At 48.3% G+C, this 18,052-nt stretch carries 15 protein-coding genes; 10 read left to right on the top strand and 5 right to left on the bottom strand.

The genetic code is table 11. From position 1 onward, the window contains the following. Positions 1 to 213: 213 nt before the first annotated feature. The gene (locus G3352_RS16765; protein ID WP_163758148.1) at positions 214 to 717 is read left to right on the top strand and encodes a GNAT family N-acetyltransferase; all 504 of its coding nucleotides are present in this window, start codon (positions 214 to 216) and stop codon (positions 715 to 717) included. Between the two features lie 24 nt (positions 718 to 741). Then, positions 742 to 1,530: an SDR family oxidoreductase gene (locus G3352_RS16760; protein WP_163758146.1), complete on the top strand. Its 789-nt coding sequence runs from the start codon at positions 742 to 744 to the stop codon at positions 1,528 to 1,530. 185 nt (positions 1,531 to 1,715) lie between these two features. Here G3352_RS16760 and G3352_RS16755 read toward each other — a convergent pair whose 3' ends face one another. Further along, positions 1,716 to 2,264, bottom strand: a complete 549-nt coding sequence (locus tag G3352_RS16755) for a GNAT family N-acetyltransferase (protein ID WP_076287542.1) — start codon at positions 2,262 to 2,264, stop codon at positions 1,716 to 1,718. A 31-nt stretch (positions 2,265 to 2,295) separates the two neighbouring features. Further along, on the bottom strand, positions 2,296 to 2,553 hold the full coding sequence (locus G3352_RS16750) for a DUF2164 domain-containing protein (protein WP_090808970.1): 258 nt from the start codon (positions 2,551 to 2,553) through the stop codon (positions 2,296 to 2,298). 260 nt (positions 2,554 to 2,813) lie between these two features. On the opposite strand from G3352_RS16750, the gene G3352_RS16745 reads away from it, so the two are divergent. After that, the gene (locus G3352_RS16745) at positions 2,814 to 4,553 is read left to right on the top strand and encodes a glutamine--tRNA ligase/YqeY domain fusion protein (protein ID WP_163758145.1); all 1,740 of its coding nucleotides are present in this window, start codon (positions 2,814 to 2,816) and stop codon (positions 4,551 to 4,553) included. 391 nt (positions 4,554 to 4,944) lie between these two features. On the opposite strand, the gene G3352_RS16740 is transcribed toward G3352_RS16745, so the two are convergent. Next, positions 4,945 to 6,126 (bottom strand): MFS transporter, encoded by a 1,182-nt coding sequence (locus G3352_RS16740; protein WP_163758143.1) that lies wholly within the window; start codon positions 6,124 to 6,126, stop codon positions 4,945 to 4,947. Positions 6,127 to 6,268: 142 nt separating this feature from the next. Here G3352_RS16740 and mobA point away from each other — a divergent pair, with 142 nt between their 5' ends. Then, a complete protein-coding gene (gene mobA / locus G3352_RS16735) occupies positions 6,269 to 6,877 on the top strand; it encodes a molybdenum cofactor guanylyltransferase (RefSeq protein WP_240343119.1) in 609 nt (202 codons plus the stop codon). A gap of 40 nt (positions 6,878 to 6,917) precedes the next feature. Here the strand turns inward: mobA and G3352_RS16730 are convergent, their stop codons facing one another. After that, a complete protein-coding gene (locus G3352_RS16730; RefSeq protein WP_240343107.1) occupies positions 6,918 to 7,856 on the bottom strand; it encodes an AraC family transcriptional regulator in 939 nt (312 codons plus the stop codon). A gap of 273 nt (positions 7,857 to 8,129) precedes the next feature. On the opposite strand from G3352_RS16730, the gene G3352_RS16725 reads away from it, so the two are divergent. The 6 genes from G3352_RS16725 to G3352_RS16700 all read left to right on the top strand — a co-directional run bounded on the left by G3352_RS16725 (position 8,130) and on the right by G3352_RS16700 (position 16,363). After that, entirely contained in the window at positions 8,130 to 10,133 is a 2,004-nt protein-coding gene (locus tag G3352_RS16725) for a beta-galactosidase (RefSeq protein ID WP_163758137.1), read from the top strand. 130 nt (positions 10,134 to 10,263) lie between these two features. After that, positions 10,264 to 12,054, top strand: a complete 1,791-nt coding sequence (locus G3352_RS16720) for a histidine kinase (RefSeq protein ID WP_163758135.1) — start codon at positions 10,264 to 10,266, stop codon at positions 12,052 to 12,054. Then, positions 12,051 to 13,151: a response regulator gene (locus tag G3352_RS16715; protein ID WP_163758133.1), complete on the top strand. Its 1,101-nt coding sequence runs from the start codon at positions 12,051 to 12,053 to the stop codon at positions 13,149 to 13,151. The genes G3352_RS16720 and G3352_RS16715 overlap by 4 nt, the downstream gene beginning before the upstream one ends. A 144-nt stretch (positions 13,152 to 13,295) precedes the next feature. Beyond that, positions 13,296 to 14,576 carry an ABC transporter substrate-binding protein gene (locus tag G3352_RS16710; protein WP_163758131.1) on the top strand — a complete coding sequence of 427 codons (1,281 nt, stop codon included), beginning with the start codon at positions 13,296 to 13,298 and terminating at the stop codon, positions 14,574 to 14,576. Between the two features lie 78 nt (positions 14,577 to 14,654). Further along, entirely contained in the window at positions 14,655 to 15,539 is an 885-nt protein-coding gene (locus G3352_RS16705) for a carbohydrate ABC transporter permease (protein ID WP_163758130.1), read from the top strand. After that, on the top strand, positions 15,536 to 16,363 hold the full coding sequence (locus tag G3352_RS16700; protein WP_076287550.1) for a carbohydrate ABC transporter permease: 828 nt from the start codon (positions 15,536 to 15,538) through the stop codon (positions 16,361 to 16,363). Before G3352_RS16705 ends, G3352_RS16700 begins: the two co-directional genes overlap by 4 nt. Positions 16,364 to 16,467: 104 nt before the next feature. Here G3352_RS16700 and G3352_RS16695 read toward each other — a convergent pair whose 3' ends face one another. Then, positions 16,468 to 17,961: an aminotransferase-like domain-containing protein gene (locus G3352_RS16695; RefSeq protein WP_163758128.1), complete on the bottom strand. Its 1,494-nt coding sequence runs from the start codon at positions 17,959 to 17,961 to the stop codon at positions 16,468 to 16,470. Between the last annotated feature and the right edge of the window lie 91 nt (positions 17,962 to 18,052).

Below are 18,052 nucleotides of genomic sequence, written 5' to 3'. Positions count from 1 at the left end.
AGTATAAACGATGACGTTACGGCAAGGTTAAGTGTTCATTTCTTTCCACTGTGTGAAATTTTAGTCAAGTCTGAGGCTATGCTACAATATAAAGCAAAGGAGCATTTTGCACGTATTCAGCTGCAAAATGTCGAAATGAGTAAGGAACAAGCCGTTTTTTCTAACGCTGCTTTGCGCAGTGTTATCGACTATTGCACGAAAGGTTGAACTTTTATGCTTATCAGCCATACGTATACCATTCGACCATCCGAGATCAAGGATGCTGCCCAACTGATGGAACTGGATGCACTGGTATGGGACAAGCATACCTCTCCGGCCCCGTTTCAGTGGCGATCCAGACAACAATATTTGCAGCATTGTCCTCCAGGCAGTCAGCTGATTGCCGTTCAGGGAGAGCGGGTATGTGGTTATGTAGGCTTTTATCTGCCGACAGGAATGCCTGTTAACCGCCATGTATACGAGATTAATATCGCCGTTCATCCCCATGATCGACGCTGTGGTATTGCTACAGCTCTGATGGATGCCATGAAGCAGCATGCCTTTGAACAAGGCATCATCAAACTTAGGTTGCGGGTGTTATCCAGCAATCCAGGGGCGATTGCTTTTTATACACAGTGCGGATTTGTAACGGAAGGCAGACTGGTGTCGGAATTTTATATTACAGGCAAATATGTGGACGATATTCTTATGAGTTATTTCATCCAGCCCAACGGATAGAACAGAGTAGAAGGAGGAACAACAATGGACATGGGACTTCGTGGTAAAAAGGCGCTGGTGCTTGCATCCAGTCGAGGACTGGGCAAAGCGGTAGCCGCTCAATTGGCGGCAGAAGGCGCTGATGTCATGCTCGCTAGCCGGAGCGAAGAGAAGCTTGCAGCGGTGAAGCAGGAGCTGCTAGCGCTTGGTGGTGGCGGACGTATCGAATATTTTGCAACCGATGTGACAAGCAGGGAAGATATTGATGCCCTGATTCGCAAGACAGGCGAACAGTTTGGGCAGATTGATATTTTGGTGAACAATTCAGGCGGCCCGCCTTCAGGAACATTCGAGTCATTGACGGATGAAGATTGGGAACGTGCATTTGAATTAAATGTACTTAGTTATGTCAGACTGATTCGCGGTGCGCTTCCTTACATGAAGGAGAACGGCGGACATATCGTGAACATTGCCTCCACCTCTGTGAAGCAGCCGATTCCCGGTCTGATTCTGTCCAATACGTTCCGTACGGGTGTGTTCGGATTGGCCAAGACTTTGTCACAGGAACTTGCGCCATATGGCATTCTGATCAATACAGTTGCGCCGGGTAGAATTGGAACGGATCGGATACATGAACTGGACGCAGCACGTGCAGAGCAGAACGGAATAAGTGAGGAAGAGGTTGCCGAACAATTCCGTAAGGAAATTCCACTGGGACGTTATGGTCAACCCGAGGAGTTTGCCAAAGCGGTTGTGTTCCTCCTATCAGGAGCGAATACGTACATTACAGGTACATCCCTTGTGGTGGACGGTGGCATGGTACGTGCGCTCTAAGAAGAAGTCGGGTCTAGAGATTCGAATTTATATGGATGCATAAATGCGCAAATAAGATAAGCCCCTCCTTATTCTCCACATGTTGTGGAGTAGGAGGGGCTTTAAGAGTTGATGTATGCCATTGTGAGGAACATATTTCGTAGTAGTAAATAGTCCTCCAACCATTCAAATTATGTAAGTCTAATTTAGCGTAAAAGTTCCCATTCATGCTGCAGCATGCCATACACTGCATGGTTAACATAGCCCTTAGGCAACTTCTCAGCCTGGCGAATAACGCCTTCAAGGACGAATCCAAGCCGTTCAGGGATGGCCCGGCTCCGCTTGTTGTTAGTTGCTGAGCGAATCTCGACACGGTTCAGATCCAGGGTGACGAGAGCGTAGTCGACCAGAACGCGGCATGCGCTGGTCATCAAACCTTGACCTTCAAAACCTTTGCCAAGCCAGTATCCGATGCTTACCGAGCGATTGGTCCAGTTGATTTCGTGGAAGCCGATGATGCCTGCAAGATCGCCTTTCAGCCAGACACCTGCGGTGAAACCGCCGTTGTCAGCTCCCTGTTTCAATGCATTGCTGATAAAATTCGAAGTATGCTCAATCTCGGTCACGTTGTCCACCCACGGTAACCAATGCCTCAACTGGTCCCGCGAGCGGTCCGTGAGTTCGAACAACGGTTTGGTGTGCTCCATGGCAAGTGGGCGGAGTTCGGTATATTCATCCAATGAATAGGTAAACATGAGTGCAACCTTCTTTCTTTGAAATAATGTATTATCGGGAATTCTTCGGTAGCTTGCGCTCCAATGCAAACAGGTCTTCTTCCATCGAGGCCATGCGTTGATTCACCGTAGTACGGGCATCACCCAGTGCCTGATTATATATGAAGGGAGCCAACTGGGTCATGAAAAGATCCAGCACACCCCAAGCTGCCAGATCGCCCAGTTCTTCGCCGCGTTCCTCTTCGAAATACGACTGGATGGTACGTATGGCTTCATCCTGTTGTTCTTTGGACAGTTTTAGCGCGTTCAATGGGAAACCCTCCCTTAAATTCTGTTTTTCTATCATGCTACATGATTCGTGCGAACCCGTCAAAATGGTTTTGGGCCTATCTTGTGTGTAACTGATCCTGATTTTGGGGCGTTATTTATTGAACTCCTCCCTCGTTAAAGGTATATTTAAATGAAACGCGTACGAAACTTTCCAAGAAAATAGATTTTTTCAGGAAATGACTTCGTTATAAAGGAATTTTAGCCGGAATTGCTGCAATTCCTGAAAGCTCCAATCAATTCATGAAAGGTTTGATACCTGTGGACAATCGTACAACCCCACCTAACTTTATCAAAAATATTATTACCGAAGATCTCCGGTCAGGGAAAGTCCAGGAAGTCATTACTCGTTTTCCTCCGGAACCGAACGGTTATCTGCATATCGGCCATGCCAAAGCGATCTGGATTAACTTTGCACTGGGTGGCGAATTTGGCGGCAAAACAAATCTGCGCTTCGATGACACGAATCCGGTCAAGGAAGATGTAGAGTATGTCCAATCGATTCAGGAAGACGTGAAATGGCTCGGATATGAGTGGAGCGAGAAACGTTTTGCTTCCGATTATTTTGATGAAATGTATAGCCGCGCGGTCTTGTTGATCAAAAAAGGCAAAGCTTACATCGACGACCAAAGCGCTGACGAAATCCGTGCTATGCGTGGAACGCTCACCGAGCCGGGCAAGAACAGCCCGTACCGTGACCGCACTGTAGAAGAGAATCTGGACCTGTTCACACGGATGCGTGCAGGCGAATTCCAGAACGGTGAGAAAGTGCTGCGCGCCAAGATTGATATGGCTTCACCGAACATCAATCTGCGTGATCCGGTCATTTACCGTATTGCTCATGCACATCATCATAATACGGGTGACAAATGGTGCATCTATCCGATGTACGCATTCGCACATCCACTTGAAGATGCCATTGAAGGAGTAACTCACTCCCTCTGCTCCCTGGAGTTTGAGGATCAACGTCCATTCTATGATTGGGTTATTGCCGAATGTGAGATGGAGAACCAACCACATCAATATGAGTTTGGCCGCCTGAACCTGTCGCAAATGGTGACAAGTAAACGGAAGCTGAAACTGCTCGTGGATGAAGGCCATGTGGATGGATGGGATGATCCGCGCATGCCAACGATTTCGGGTCTGCGCCGCCGGGGATATACACCGGAAGCCATTCGTGATTTCGTATTCGAAACAGGCATTTCCAAAAGCCAAGGCGTTATCGACCTGCAAACGCTGGAGCACTTTGTACGTGAAGACTTGAAACTGAAAGCTCCGCGCACAATGGCTGTCTTGCACCCGCTCAAAGTGGTCATTACCAACTACCCTGAAGGGCAAGTGGAATGGCTCGAAGCAGAGAACAATGTGGAGAACCCTGAGATGGGTAATCGCCAAATTCCGTTCTCTCGTGAGATTTATATTGAACAAGACGATTTCATGGAGAATCCGCCGAACAAATATTTCCGTTTGTTCCCTGGTAATGAAGTTCGTCTGAAACATGCGTACTTCATCAAATGTAACGATGTAATTAAGGACGCAGAAGGCAATGTGACTGAAATCCATTGTACCTATGATGTGGAAACGAAGAGCGGCAGTGGATTCACAGGCCGTAAAGTTAAAGGTACAATCCACTGGGTAGAAGCGACTCAAGCGGTGCCTGCTGAATTCCGTCTGTATGAACCTCTGATCGCCGCAGAAGCACCGGAAGCCGATATCGAGCCAGAAGCTGCCGTGGCAGGCGCTGAGGTGGAGGTTGTGGAAGAGCAACCGGAGAAAACGTTCCTGGATCAATTGAATCCAAACTCTCTTGAAGTCGTTCAAGGGTTTGTGGAGCAAGAGATGAAGGAAGCGAAAGCACAGGATAAATTCCAGTTCTTCCGTCACGGTTACTTCAGCGTTGATCCGAAACATTCCGAGCCAGGCCGTCCGGTATTTAACCGGGTTGTATCCCTGAAAAGCTCGTTCCAACTGCCAAAAGCATAAGGTTAAGTACAAAGGTAGAACAATAGGTGAAGTTAGAGGTTTAGGGTGAGAAAACAAGTTAGGGTTATACGCCTAAGCTGTAAACCTAAATCTATAAACTTCAATCTATAAACGTAAAAGGCGTCTCCAGGGCAATAAGCCAATGGAGACGCCTTTCTCTTTACTACTACTATTCTTAATCTTTGGTTTCGGTTTTTTAAACGATGATGTTACACGATAACGGAGAGGACAGAAATAACCTGAAGAAGCGGAGCGTTCGCCTTTATCTCCGGATTTTACCCTTATAGAAAGGGAATTCAAAAAATCTGGGGATAACAGCGATCGGAAGGTTGTTCTGTCATCGGAGTGCTCCAGTGTGACTTTGAACGTGCGAATAGCCTACAACAAAAGATTATCTTTCACCCATTTCCGTCAGCACTGTTGGCTGATAGCCATTGCGGCGGTTCGAGAACCACATGATTGCAAAGCCAACAGCGCCGATCAGGGAGAAGAATACCCCGATGTTATACATCACTTCAGCGCCGAAGCTCTGGAACAGCCAGCCGCCGAACAGGCCGGCAATGACACCAGAGAGGCCGCCCCAGGCCATCGTATACACGGCCTGACCAGAGGAACGGTACGGCCTTGGAATGAACAGCATCGTCAGCTGGGTCCCTACATAGAAATACCCGCCGAACGTAATGGAGTGCATGAGCTGAATGAACACAATCTCTAACGGGTTGTTAGCGAGGGCCATGAGCTGCCAGCGGATGGCGAACAACAGACTGATCAGTATGAGCGATGAGAGAAGCATGCTCATTTTGCGTTTGAGAAAACGGTCCAGGAGCAAGAATACACCCACTTCAAGGATGGATGATGTGAAGATGGCCCAGCCAACCATCTGTTTATCGCCACCCATTTCCACGATGTATAATGACATAAATGTACTGTTCATGGCGTTGGGTACGGAAACGAGTACCCCAAGCCCGATAAAGATCATAAAGTACGGATTGAACATCACCTTGCCGAAACGTCGAAAGCTCACAACAGGTGTATCTGAAGCGATTGGCTGTCTGGGTAGAAACAGGGCAAAGACAAAGGCAATGACAATCATGAAGGCAAAGACAAGGGATACACTGCCCGCCCCCAGGCGGTCAATCAGCGGTCCAGCAGCCACAGCGGTTAGAGCCCAGCCGAGTGATCCCCAAAGACGAAACGTACCGAATTTCTGAGTCGTGCCATCGATATAACCGAGAATCAGGCTGTTGGTTTGGGCAAACAACGGACTTTGAAAAAAATAAAAAAAGATCATGGCTGCATAGATCCAGGCATACGTAGGCGCATAGAATACGGCCTGAGCAAGCACAAAGGTGCCACCCATCATCATCATCAGAATAATGCGAATATTGCGTGATTTATCGCTCCAGAAGCCCCAGAACGGATTAGCGAACAAGGATACAAACGGACCAATCGCCATCAGACTGCCAATCTCCAATTTGGTCATCCCGATTTCCTGCAAATACAACTGAAGAAAACCGGCGAAAATTGAAATGGCTCCATAAATGAAAAAGTTATATAGTTTCAGCGAAACCAAAGAGGGATTGCCTCTTCCGGGTGCAGATCTGTCCAATTAGAGCCATTCCTTTCAGAATCATATTCTTCAATGTATCATTTGTTGAAAGGGTATTCAATGTATAGAATAAGTTTATTGAACGAGGAGGATTACCGTGAGCACGATGGAATGGACAGGTATTATATTGGCTGGAGGTTTATCCCGCCGTATGGGTTCCAATAAAGCGTTGTTGGAATGGAATGGTTCCAGCGTGCTGGAGCACGTCATCCAAGCGATGGCACCAGCTGTGAATGGTATTATCGTTTCCGCAGGAACCAACACAGCTGCATACAACGCATTGCCCTACGACTGCGTCCAAGATTATTATCCGGGAAAAGGGCCGCTTGCAGGGCTGCATGCCGCGCTGGCAGCCTCGGAGACAGACTGGAACCTCATCTGCGCCTGTGATATGCCACTGCTAGATTCATCCTTTTTCAAAGGTATGAAGTGGCTCGTCGAATCAGGTCAAGAGCATCACGCGATCGTTCCACGATTGGCAGGGCGTGTTCATCCGCTTGCAGGTGCATATCATAGACGTGTTCTTCCCGAACTTGAACAGCGCCTAATAGATAATAGACTGAAAGTAACCCAATGGCTTGAAGAGATCGGCTGTCGATATGTCGACGTCGATGAGTTGGAAAGCGCTGGCGTCCATGATGTGGCTATTCAACTTAGTAATATGAATACTCCGGAAGAGTACGAGCATATTCGTAACCGATCATACGGCCCTTGACCCATCACTTCATCATCATCTCATTCTTTCTCAGTCCGATTCAGTCTCCCAACTCCTGGTGCCCTTGACCCGATTCGTTGGATAGATCCTGAACGGCGTTGCGATATTGAAGTGGACTCTGGCCAGTCCATCGTTTGAATTGCCGACTGAAGTGCGACAAGTGGGTGTAGCCCAGCTTCCATGCAATTTCCCCCAAAGAGAGCTTCGGCTGTTCGATCAGCACTTTGGCTTCCTGCAGCTTCAGGCTGGACAGATAGGCCCGTGGAGATTGTCCGTACACCTTGCGGAAGATTTGCAGCCCATATCCCGGACTGATGCCAAATGAGGATATGATCTGCTCCACTTTGACGGTGGATACATTACCCTCTTTGATTCGGAGCTGCGTATGGAACGCCTGTTTGATTGCTTCTGCGATGGCCCCTGCATAATGCATGGCTGCGGGAGCTGGAGCATTAGGCGATGCATCAGATCGGGTAGGCAGTGGTTCACGGTCAGCCGCCTGGGACAGCAGGGCAAACAATTCAAACATGCGTGCCTGCATGATAAATTTGTCTGTGGAAGTGTATGCCTCCGATGTTCTGATCATGTTCATCCAGTTCTCTAGGACAGGGCGCATTTGTATGTTATCTGTGGTGCCTGCCTCATAGATTCGGCTGTGATGTGACATCAGCTTCAAGGTGAAAACAGGATCATCCACATTGAAATGAGCACTGAAATACGTCATGCCATCTGATGATACACATTGATTTGTATGTTTGAATCCGGGTGGAATCAGCAGAATCGAACCTTCCTCAACCGTATAGGTATACCCGTGAATCACACTCTCCTGAGTCCCCTTTATAATCAGCATAATTTCAAAGCCCGGATGGCATTCCTCCGGCATCGCCCAACCGTATGGAACTTGTTGGCTGTGCGCTCCATAGAATTTAATGTTACAGTCGATTATAGGCAGCCAGTGAGCCAATGTATGATGTGGCATTTCTCGTAGCTGCGATCGGATATCCATGACATTCACCTCGGAAAAGGGTAAAAACAACTCGCCTTGTACAATCGGCACCCATAGTATACTTCATTATAATCAGTTTAACGCCAACATTGAAAATCGGAGAATAGGAGAGCGTTCGACAGATTACTAAGTGTCTAATGTACTTCAATAGATAATAATGTAAACGTTATCATTTTTCAATTGAATCATTTCATTTTGTATAAATGCCAAGAGCTTCATACTTCCGGATGAAAAGGGGATTTTAACATGGACAAGTTATTGTACGGGGTAGCCTACTATGATGAATATATGCCTTATGAGCGATTGGACAAAGATATTCAGATGATGAAAGATGCAGGCATCAACGTGGTGCGGATTGCGGAATCAACATGGAGTACGCATGAACCACAGAATGGTGTATTCGACTTCTCCTCAGTAGATCGAGTACTGGATGCCATGCATGCGGCGGGCATTCAGGTTATTGTGGGTACCCCTACGTATGCTGTTCCGACGTGGATGGTGAAGGAGCACCCGGATGTTCTAGCAACAACGGTGCAGGGACCTGGGAAATATGGAGCGCGGCAGATCATGGATATCACACATCCGACGTATCTGTTCTATGCAGAACGCATCATTCGCAAGCTGATCTCCCGTGTCAGCAAACACCCTGCTGTGATTGGCTATCAGACGGATAACGAAACGAAGCATTACAACACTGCCGGTAATAACGTACAATTGCAATTCGTCAAATATATGCGTAACAAATTCAGCTCATTAGATGATTTGAACAAGGAATTTGGTCTCGACTATTGGAGTAACCGCATCAATAGCTGGGAGGACTTCCCGTCAGTTGTCGGTACAATCAACGGTAGTCTGGGAGCTGAATTTGCCAAATTTCAACGCCAACTGGTAACCAACTTTCTAGCGTGGCAGGTCGGAATTGTAAATGAGTACAAACAGGCAGGTCAGTTTGTCACCCAGAACTTTGACTTCGACTGGCGTGGATACTCGTACGGCATTCAGGGGGATGTGGACCATTTTGCCGCATCCGAACCTTTTGATATCACCAGTGTGGACATCTACCATCCGTCGCAGGATGATCTGACCGGCATTGAGATTTCATTCGGCGGTGACGTGGCACGTTCCACTAAACAATCGAACTATCTTGTACTCGAGACCGAGGCGCAGGCTTTCTGGCATTGGGTTCCCTACCCTGGACAGCTTCGCCTTCAGGCGTTTAGCCACCTGGCCTCGGGAGCAAACATGGTTGCTTACTGGCACTGGCATTCCTTGCATAATTCGTTCGAGACGTATTGGAAAGGATTGCTGAGCCATGATTTTGAACCGAATCCGGTCTACAACGAGGCCAAAACGATCGGCCGGGATTTTGCCAGACTTAGCCCGCAACTGGTGAATTTGAAGAAAACGAATCGGGTAGCCGTGCTGTTCAGCAATGAGGCGTTGACGTCGATCAAGTGGTTCGGATTTAATTTTACGAGTGACAAAAAATACAACGACGTTATCCGCTGGATGTATGACGAATTATACAAAATGAATATGGGCTGTGATCTGATTGATCCGTCTGTGGAGAGTTATGAAGGCTATGATGTGATCGTTGTGCCTGCTTTGTACGCAGCTTCTGATGCATTGCTTGAGAGGCTGAACCAATTTGTACAGGATGGTGGGCATGTCGTTTACTCCTTCAAGAGCGGATTCGCCAATGAGCATATTAAGGTCCGCTCTACCCGCCAGCCTGGACTGATCAGTGAGGCTTGTGGCATCAGTTACAACCTGTTCGTTGAGCCGAAAAATGTGTCGCTTCGAGATGATCCGTTCGAGGTTGGAGAGGAACAGAATCAGATTCACACCTGGATGGAACTGATTACACCAACAACTGCAGAAGTGCTGGCCTGGTATGATCATCCTCACTGGGGTGAATATGCGGCAATTACCCAGAATGCCTATGGCAAGGGCAAAGCAACGTACGTTGGATGTTATACCAGCTCCGCGGTGATTCGCAACGTGTTGGAGCGTGTCATGAAGGAAGCCGGACTGTGGGGAACCGATCAGGAATTAGCTTTTCCAATTATCGTGAAGAGCGGCGTGAATGAGCAAGGGAATACGATTCGGTATTTCTTTAACTACTCCGATCAGGCTACTTCTTTCGTAAATGCTTATGGGGACGGAACGGAACTTTTGGCAGGAACGGCGGTGTCCGGAGGGCAGAATATGGTGCTTGAACCATGGGGATTCTGCATTATTGAGCAATAATGGGAAATCATAAATGAATTGACAAGTCTGTTTTCAATGATTATAAAAAGAATACCAAGACCAAAGCGCCCTCGGCTTCATGCTGGGGCGTTTATCTTATTTTAGCTCATAGCTCAGGAGTGGATGCCTCGTGTTTACCGAATTATATCGGAAGCTTACTGATCCGTTCAAACGCAGCATTCGCAACAAATTAATCCTCACCATGACGTTTCTGGCCATTCTGCCCGTAATTGCCATGACGGTTGTAGCAGCCGAAAATACCCGTTCTTCCATGGAAGAAGAGATCATGGAGACCAACCGTGCGAATATGAATTGGGCCTCCATCTATTTGGGTGAACAATTCGCGCGGATGAACAATCTCATCTATTCCATTCAGATTAGTGATGAGCTGCATCAGTATCTAGCATTGAATCAGGATGCTCCCGCTGCCAGTCGATTCGATGAGCAGAAGGCTATGTTCAACATGCTGAACAGTGTATATTATTCGGCTGGTAACTATGTATTTGGCGTGGAGTTATACCTGAAGGAACTGGACACGCTTTTCACCTTCAACTCAATGGAAAGCCGAATTCGATCGGTCCCGGACATTCCTGCGGCATACCATGAACTTTTTGAGCAGCATAAGGACTTTACGATTATTAATGATTCGAATGATCCGGAAAAGTTTCATATGACCCGCAGCATGAACCGTTTTGAGGATCAGGCGCAGATCGGCGCAATCAGTCTAGAAGTCAAGTGGGCCGAATTCAATCAGACGCTGGAATTGCTGGACAGCCGGGGGGATTATGCGGTGTACATCGCGGATAGTACAGGAAGTCCGGTTTATCAGCCAAACAAGGAGATACAGCCTTCAGCAGAGGCACTGGAAAAGCTTGCAGCTACGAAGGACAGTTCCGGCTTCATTCGAACAGCCAAGGAATATGTATTCTATCATGCCATTGATCCGTCAGGGATGCGTCTGATCAAAATTGTTCCTTCTCATGTTATCAATGAGAGTGCACTGGACACGATGAAATATGGTCTTGTTGTAGGTGGGCTGGCTACCGTGGTTTCGGTGTTGTTGGCAGCATTTGTGGCTTGGCGAACATCTAAACCGATTGTCAGACTGGCGAATTCCATGAAGGGAATCCAGTTGATCAAGGACAAGGAAGTGGTCCGCAGTGGTCGGGTGGATGAGATTGGCCTGCTGGAGAAAAATCTGCATGGTATGGCAAGCCGCATTAGGGAACATATCCGGGATAACTATCTCATGAATCTGGAGAAACAGACGGCCGAGCTCAAAGCGCTTCAGTCTCAGATTCATCCGCATTTTCTGCAAAATACGCTGCAGATGATCGGAGGTATGGTGTACTCACAGAAGCCGGCAGACAGTTACAAAGTTATTCGTGCATTAAGTGAGATGTTCCGTTATATTGTCAGAGCGCCGGATGGTCTCGTGCCATTGCAGTCCGAATTGGACCAACTGGAGCATTATATGCTCATCCAGAAACAGCGTTTTGGCAGCAGACTTGAATATAAACTTGAGATTGAAGGCGGGCTCAGTGACTGCTACATTCCGAAGTTGTCCCTGCAACCGATTGTGGAGAATGCATTTGTCCATGGTCTGGAGAAAAAGCAGGGAGAGTGGAAATTGCACATTCAAGTTGTTCGACTAGATCATGAGGTAACCATCCGCATTTCCGATAATGGGGTGGGCATGGATCAAGAGAGGTTGGCCGAGATGCAATCGAGACTGTCCAAGCTGTCCCAGCAAGGAGACAGAGTATGGAGCTCGAGCACCAGCATTGGCTTGGTCAATGCCGCATCACGCATCGTGATGCACTTTGGGCCTGCATACGGTATGAACATGGAGAGTGGGGAAGGACAGGGAACCAGTGTCACTGTTCGAATTCCTTGCCATACAGGAGGCGAGATCACGTGAACAAGGATCATTATAGAGTGCTATTAGTGGACGACGAGCCATGGAACAGAGATATTTTGCGCAATTTGGGCACGTGGGATGAGCTTGGCATGGTGGTAGCAGGTGAGGCAGAGGATGGCGGAGAGGCGATCCGGTTGGTTGAGCAGCATCAGCCCAATATTATCATTACAGACATGCGTATGCCGGGTAAAGACGGCGTGGAACTGCTCCAGACGCTAAGTGCACAATATCCGCATATCAAAGTGATTGTGGTTAGTGGATATGATGATTTCAATTATGCGAAACATGCGATTCGTCACCGTGCCGCTGATTATCTGCTCAAGCCGGTAAATCCGGATGAATTGAATAACGTTCTGGCCAAGTGTAAACGTGAATTGGAAAAGACAGAGTCAGGGCCGGAGTCATGGGAACCTTATCCTTCGGCTTTTTCTGGCGAGTTCTCGCTGTTTCAGCAGCAGGCACGCCTACGTTTTAACGACTTGAACGTTCAGGGATTGCATGAGCTGTTCGGGCAGCTGGAGCACCGACTTGATACCAGTGATATCCGAAGACCGCAACAGCTGGGGCGGATCGCATATGAATTGCAGACGCTGCTGGGCGAGCTGTGTGTTTCCAACGGCTTATGTGAGCAACCTGTAGCAGCTGTACTCCCGCCGCCAACTGCTCTGGCGTCCGTCACATCGGCAGTGGACTGGATATCAGCGCCTTACTATTCTTCGTTGGAGCAGCTGATTGCGCAGCGCAAATTCAAGAACAAGCTGAACCTGGATGAGGTGAAGCAATACATCGAGCAGCATTGCATGGAGATGATTACGCTGGAGCAGCTTGCCCAGATCTTTTTTGTTAGCAAAGAATATCTCAGCAAGGTGTTCAAAAAAGAATATAACGTGAATGTGACCGACTATATTGTCCAGTTACGGATGGCAAGAGCCAAGGAATGGGTGCTCGATGATCAGATTCCATTCAAACATATTGCCGAGATGACGGGTTATGAGGATGTATCGTACTTTTACCGGGTGTTCAAGAAACACTTCGGAGTTTCGCCTGGAGAGATGCGAAAGGGACAACCTCGAATATCAGGTAACAGCCCTAAATAATTCATTCACAGAGAGTTTACTATTGGATTAAGGTTTAAAATAATCCAATAAACGAGTCTAATAATGTCCAATGAAGCGCTTTCATTTCGTGATATATAATGATCCTATGAAAGACAAACCAGTTACACCGGGAGGTCATAAGAGATGAAAGTATGGAAAAGCGTAGCAAGTGCGGTACTTGTGAGTGTTCTGCTCGCAGGCTGCGGTGCCAATGCGGGTACGGATGGTAAGGCGGAGGGGACTGCATCGGGCAGTACGGTGACCCTCAAAGTATTCATTGCACAGCCGCGGCTGAAAGAACATTACGATAAATATATAGAACAGTTCAAAGCCAAGGAGAAAGCCGAAAAGAATATTGAGGTCAACGTACAACTGGAGATGCCGCCAGCAGATAATGCGCCGCAGATTCTGAAAACACGACTTGCCTCCAATGATGCACCAGACGTGTTCGCACTTCATGCGGTCAATGAAATTCCACCGTTCAGCAAAGCGGGTTATCTGGAAGACCTGTCGGGTCAGCCTTTTGTCGATAAATTACTGGATTCCGTTAAGCCTTCCGTAACGGATGCGTCGGGCAAAGTCGTGGCCGTTCCTTTGGAAACGTTATCTTGGGGATACCTGTACAATAAGGATATTTTCAAAGAGCAGGGGCTAGAGATTCCTACAACTTTGACGGAAATGAAAGCAGTCGTGGAAAAGCTGAAAGCAGCAAACATCACACCGTTTGAACTGTCCTACAAAGAGGCCTGGATTCCACAACTGTTCCTGCCACTTACTGTAGGTGCACTGACTCAGTCAGAACATAAAGACTTCTTGGATAAGATGAATCAGGATCAAGGTTCCTTCTCGGATATGAAATCCTTGTTCGACATCTTCGATCTCGTCAATGCCAATGGTACGGAGAAAGCGCTCGAAGTGGGCGGCGATGATGGTTCAGCAGCCTTTGCAACAGGCAAAGCAGCAATGTGGATTCAAGGACCTTGGTTCGCAGAAACCATCCTGAAGTCCAATCCGGATATCAACTTCGGCGTAGCTCCACTGCCGATTAATGACAACCCGGATGATACCAAAATCAACCTGAGCACATCGACCTCATTGGCCGTATCTTCCTCCAGCAAAAACAAGGAAGTGGCACTCGACTTCGTAAACTATGTTCTCGATGATAAGGATTCAAGTGCATTCTACGAAGCACTGAAATTCAATCCGGTTGCCAAAATTCATGACTTCAAAAGTTTCCCTTGGGTAGACGATGCCCTGAAATATGTTAATGAAGGCAAAGCGTATCAGGATCCATCCATTCCTCAAGCGGTTAAGGATGAATCAGGCAAAGCACTGCAAGGTTACTACTCCGGACAACTGGATCAGCAGCAGGTGATTGATGCGCTCGACAAGGCGTGGAAATCCTACAACAAAGTCAACAAGTAAGCAGATGAAACGGCTGGCATAACGGTCTTCGTTCCCCCGTTTCCGCGAGTCTGCTTATAGTGAAAAGGGGGAGAACCAATGGCTACGAATGTATTCAAGAAGTATCTGTCGCTGCTAGCGTTCACTGCGCCTGCCTTTGTCATCTATGCCATTTTCCTGCTGTATCCCACATTTAGTGGCTTGTTCTACAGCTTGACGGACTGGAATGGTCTGAACCAGGATTACAGTTTTATCGGTCTGGGGAACTTCGTGGAGCTGTTCAAGGAAGATCCCGACTTTCTGAATTCCCTATGGTTCACGTTAAAATATGTGGTGTTTATGCTGATTCTGCAAAATGGAATTGCCTTGCTGCTCGCCGTGTTCATTGAGACACGGACGCGCAGCAAGGGGTTATTCCGGACCCTGTTTTTCATGCCGAACATGATCAGTACAATCATCAGCGCCTTTATGTGGACATTCATCTTCTCCCAGGTGCTGCCGCAGCTGGCCGAGAAGTTGGCGGTCTCCTTTTTGGACCAACAGTGGCTGGGTGATCCGAAATTTTCATTCTACTCCATCCTGATCGTATCGCTCTGGAATGGTGTGGGGTATATGATGATCATCTATCTAGCTGCACTCCAGGGTGTGCCGAAGAGTCTGAAGGAAGCGGCTGTTATTGATGGAGCCAACGCGTTCCAGGTACTGCGTAATGTCGTTTTGCCGATGATTACTCATGCCGTGACAATCTGTTTCTTCCTGACACTGAACGGTGCCTTCAAAGTATTTGAAGTTGTGTACGGTCTGACAGGTGGCGGTCCAGGCAGAGCCACTCAGGTCATTACGATGAATATCTATGAAGAGGCATTCTCCAACAATTTTAGATACGGATATGCCAGTGCCAAGTCGGTTGTGTTATTCGTCATCGTGCTCATCTTCACACTCATTCAGATTACGGTGATGAAGAAGAAAGAGGTGGAAGCATGAGGATGCAACGAATTAACAGCTACCTGATTCGACTGCTGCTGGTGCTGGGCTCCCTCGTCGCAATGCTGCCAATCTACATGGCGATTGTGAACTCATTCAAAACACAAGGCGAAATGTTCCAGTCCTTTATAGCTCTCCCAACGACATTTCATTGGGAAAACTACTCGGATGCATTTCACAAAATCAATCTACTGGGCAGCTCCTTGAACTCGGCGATTGTATCCTTCCTAGGGATTGGCGGTATTGTATTCTGCGCTTCATTGGCCGGCTACAAGCTTTCGCGTACTTCAGGCAGATTGAGCAACCTGATTTTCTTCCTGTTCGTGGCATCCATGCTCGTTCCTTTTCACTCGATCATGATTCCGCTGACACGGGTTGCGAAAGGGCTTCACGTCCAAGGAAGCACATACGGATTGGCCCTGATCTATATCGGACTTGGTGTGAACATGGCGATCTTCCTGTATCACGGGTTTGTTAAGTCTATCCCGCGTGAATTGGAAGAATCGGCACAGATGGATGGATGTAATGAGTTCCAGACGTTCTTCCAGATCATCTTCCCACTGTTGCTGCCAATTACGGTCACTATCGCCATCTTGGACTTCCTGTGGATATGGAATGACTTCCTGTTGCCGCTGCTCATGCTGACGGATGTGAATCGTTATACGCTGATTCTGTCCACGAACATGCTGTTTGGCGAGTACAACAAGGAATGGCCGTTGATTCTGTCCTCCCTGGTACTTACCGCGATTCCGGTGGTTCTCATCTATGCGTTCTTCCAAAAGTTCATCATGGAGGGTATTGCAGAAGGTGCGGTAAAAGGGTAAGGAAAACCTGCGACCTTGACGTATCTGTCTCATTAATACAAAAACTCAAAGAACCGCCTTGATCAGAGGGATGTCATTCCTTCCGATCAAGGCGGTCTTTTATTTCATGATGACATCAGCTGTTTGACTGCCTGTGCCAGCAAGTGAAGACCGCGCTCCATCTCATCCGGTGAAGCATAGGCATAGGACAGACGAATGTGCTCTGCATCTAGGCGGTCATAGAGATAACCCGGATGAATCAGCACATGATTCTCCAGACAGGCATGGAACAGTTCGCGAATGGATAGAGGACTGGTGGTAAATCGGAGCCAGATATAAAAGCCTCCGGCAGGTATGCTCCACTCGGCGAGTTCACTGAAATCGCGTTGCAGAAGTTCAAGCATAAAGTCTCTGCGTTTGCGAAGTTCTGGCCGCAGGCGATCCATATGTTGCTCGTGGTATCCATCGGCAAACCAGAGTGCAGCAGCCTCCTGAGCGAGGGAGCTGGTGCCATAATCCGTCTGCATCTTGATGTCTGCGAGGCGACGGATGACCGGCTCCGGCCCAGCCAGCCAGCCGAGGCGCAGACCGGGGCTTACCGCCTTGGACAAGGTGCCCATGTGCAGCACCCGTCCTTCTTTATCACGCGCCTTCAGCGATGGCGGCGGGGGCTCGTCCAGCCACAGGTCGCTGTAGGCGGCATCCTCCAATATGGAGATGCCGGTGTTCCGCGCTGTGGCGAGCAGTTCTTCCCGGCGGCTGTCACTCATGACGGAGCCGGTAGGATTGTGGAAGCTCGGAATCGTATAGAGCAGCGAGATGCTGTCCCTGTTTGCATTATTCTGTACGGCATCTTCCAGACGCGGAATGTGTAATCCTTCGGCATCCATCGGAATGCCACTCATTTTTAATCCGGCCGATTGGAAAGCATGAATGGAGTACAGATAAGATGGTTTCTCCAGCAGGACTGCCGATCCGCGGGGCAGAAGTCCAACTGAAATAAGGTGAAGTGCCTGGAGAGAGCCGGATACGATCAGAATGGAGTCAGGGGAGGCTTGGATGCCGCTTGCTTGCAAGTAAACAGACAAAGCCTGTCGGAGCTCCAGACTACCCTGAGGTTCGAGGTAGTTTAGTGTACGAGAACGACTGGATAGAGCAAGGAGGATGTCGTTAAAAGCCTCCTGGGGCATCAGCTCAGGTGCAAGCTCACCTGTACCAAGCCTGATGATGCCTGGCTGGAACTCAGCCTGGTTAATCTGCTGTACCTCTGGCAGATTGGGGTAATACCAGCCTTCTTCGATGGCTTCCTCCCAGTTGGGTAAGGGTAAGGCTCCGTGAGCCAGCGCATGCCAGCCAGAGCCACAGACATATGTTCCGCCACCATGTCTGCCTTCAATCATGCCTGCGGCGGCCAGATTTTCCAGTGCAGTGACCAGCGTGCTGCGGTTCACACCCATGGTTTGAGCCAATGTCCGTTGTGAAGGAAGCCGATATCCTGCTGTCCATTCCCCGGCAGTAATTTTCTCGCTGATATAGACTTCAATCTGTCGGTACAGAGGTAGGGAATGGGTGGGGTCCGGCTTCCAGCTGCCCCCCTGTCGATAATCAGAACGATTCATGGGCAGGTTTGCCTCCTTTTTAGAATGAGTGATGGGATTTACGTTCTCTCTTATTTTGAACACTATATCATTTGGTTGGGTCCAATGCCAT

It is taken from the genome of Paenibacillus sp. ALJ109b (assembly GCF_010747435.1).
In the GTDB taxonomy this organism is placed as follows: domain Bacteria; phylum Bacillota; class Bacilli; order Paenibacillales; family Paenibacillaceae; genus Paenibacillus; species Paenibacillus taichungensis.
This window is presented reverse-complemented; position numbering and strand designations above follow the sequence as displayed.

Bases quoted from the DNA above. Each gene is read 5' to 3' on its own strand.
- G3352_RS16765 (WP_163758148.1), top strand. From the start codon at position 214: ATGCTTATCAGCCATACGTATACCATTCGACCATCCGAGATCAAGGAT.
- G3352_RS16760 (WP_163758146.1), top strand. From the start codon at position 742: ATGGACATGGGACTTCGTGGTAAAAAGGCGCTGGTGCTTGCATCCAGT.
- G3352_RS16755 (WP_076287542.1), bottom strand. From the start codon at position 2,264: ATGTTTACCTATTCATTGGATGAATATACCGAACTCCGCCCACTTGCC.
- G3352_RS16745 (WP_163758145.1), top strand. From the start codon at position 2,814: ATGAAAGGTTTGATACCTGTGGACAATCGTACAACCCCACCTAACTTT.
- mobA (WP_240343119.1), top strand. From the start codon at position 6,269: ATGGAATGGACAGGTATTATATTGGCTGGAGGTTTATCCCGCCGTATG.
- G3352_RS16730 (WP_240343107.1), bottom strand. From the start codon at position 7,856: ATGCCACATCATACATTGGCTCACTGGCTGCCTATAATCGACTGTAAC.
- G3352_RS16725 (WP_163758137.1), top strand. From the start codon at position 8,130: ATGGACAAGTTATTGTACGGGGTAGCCTACTATGATGAATATATGCCT.
- G3352_RS16710 (WP_163758131.1), top strand. From the start codon at position 13,296: ATGAAAGTATGGAAAAGCGTAGCAAGTGCGGTACTTGTGAGTGTTCTG.
- G3352_RS16705 (WP_163758130.1), top strand. From the start codon at position 14,655: ATGGCTACGAATGTATTCAAGAAGTATCTGTCGCTGCTAGCGTTCACT.
- G3352_RS16700 (WP_076287550.1), top strand. From the start codon at position 15,536: ATGAGGATGCAACGAATTAACAGCTACCTGATTCGACTGCTGCTGGTG.
- G3352_RS16695 (WP_163758128.1), bottom strand. From the start codon at position 17,961: ATGAATCGTTCTGATTATCGACAGGGGGGCAGCTGGAAGCCGGACCCC.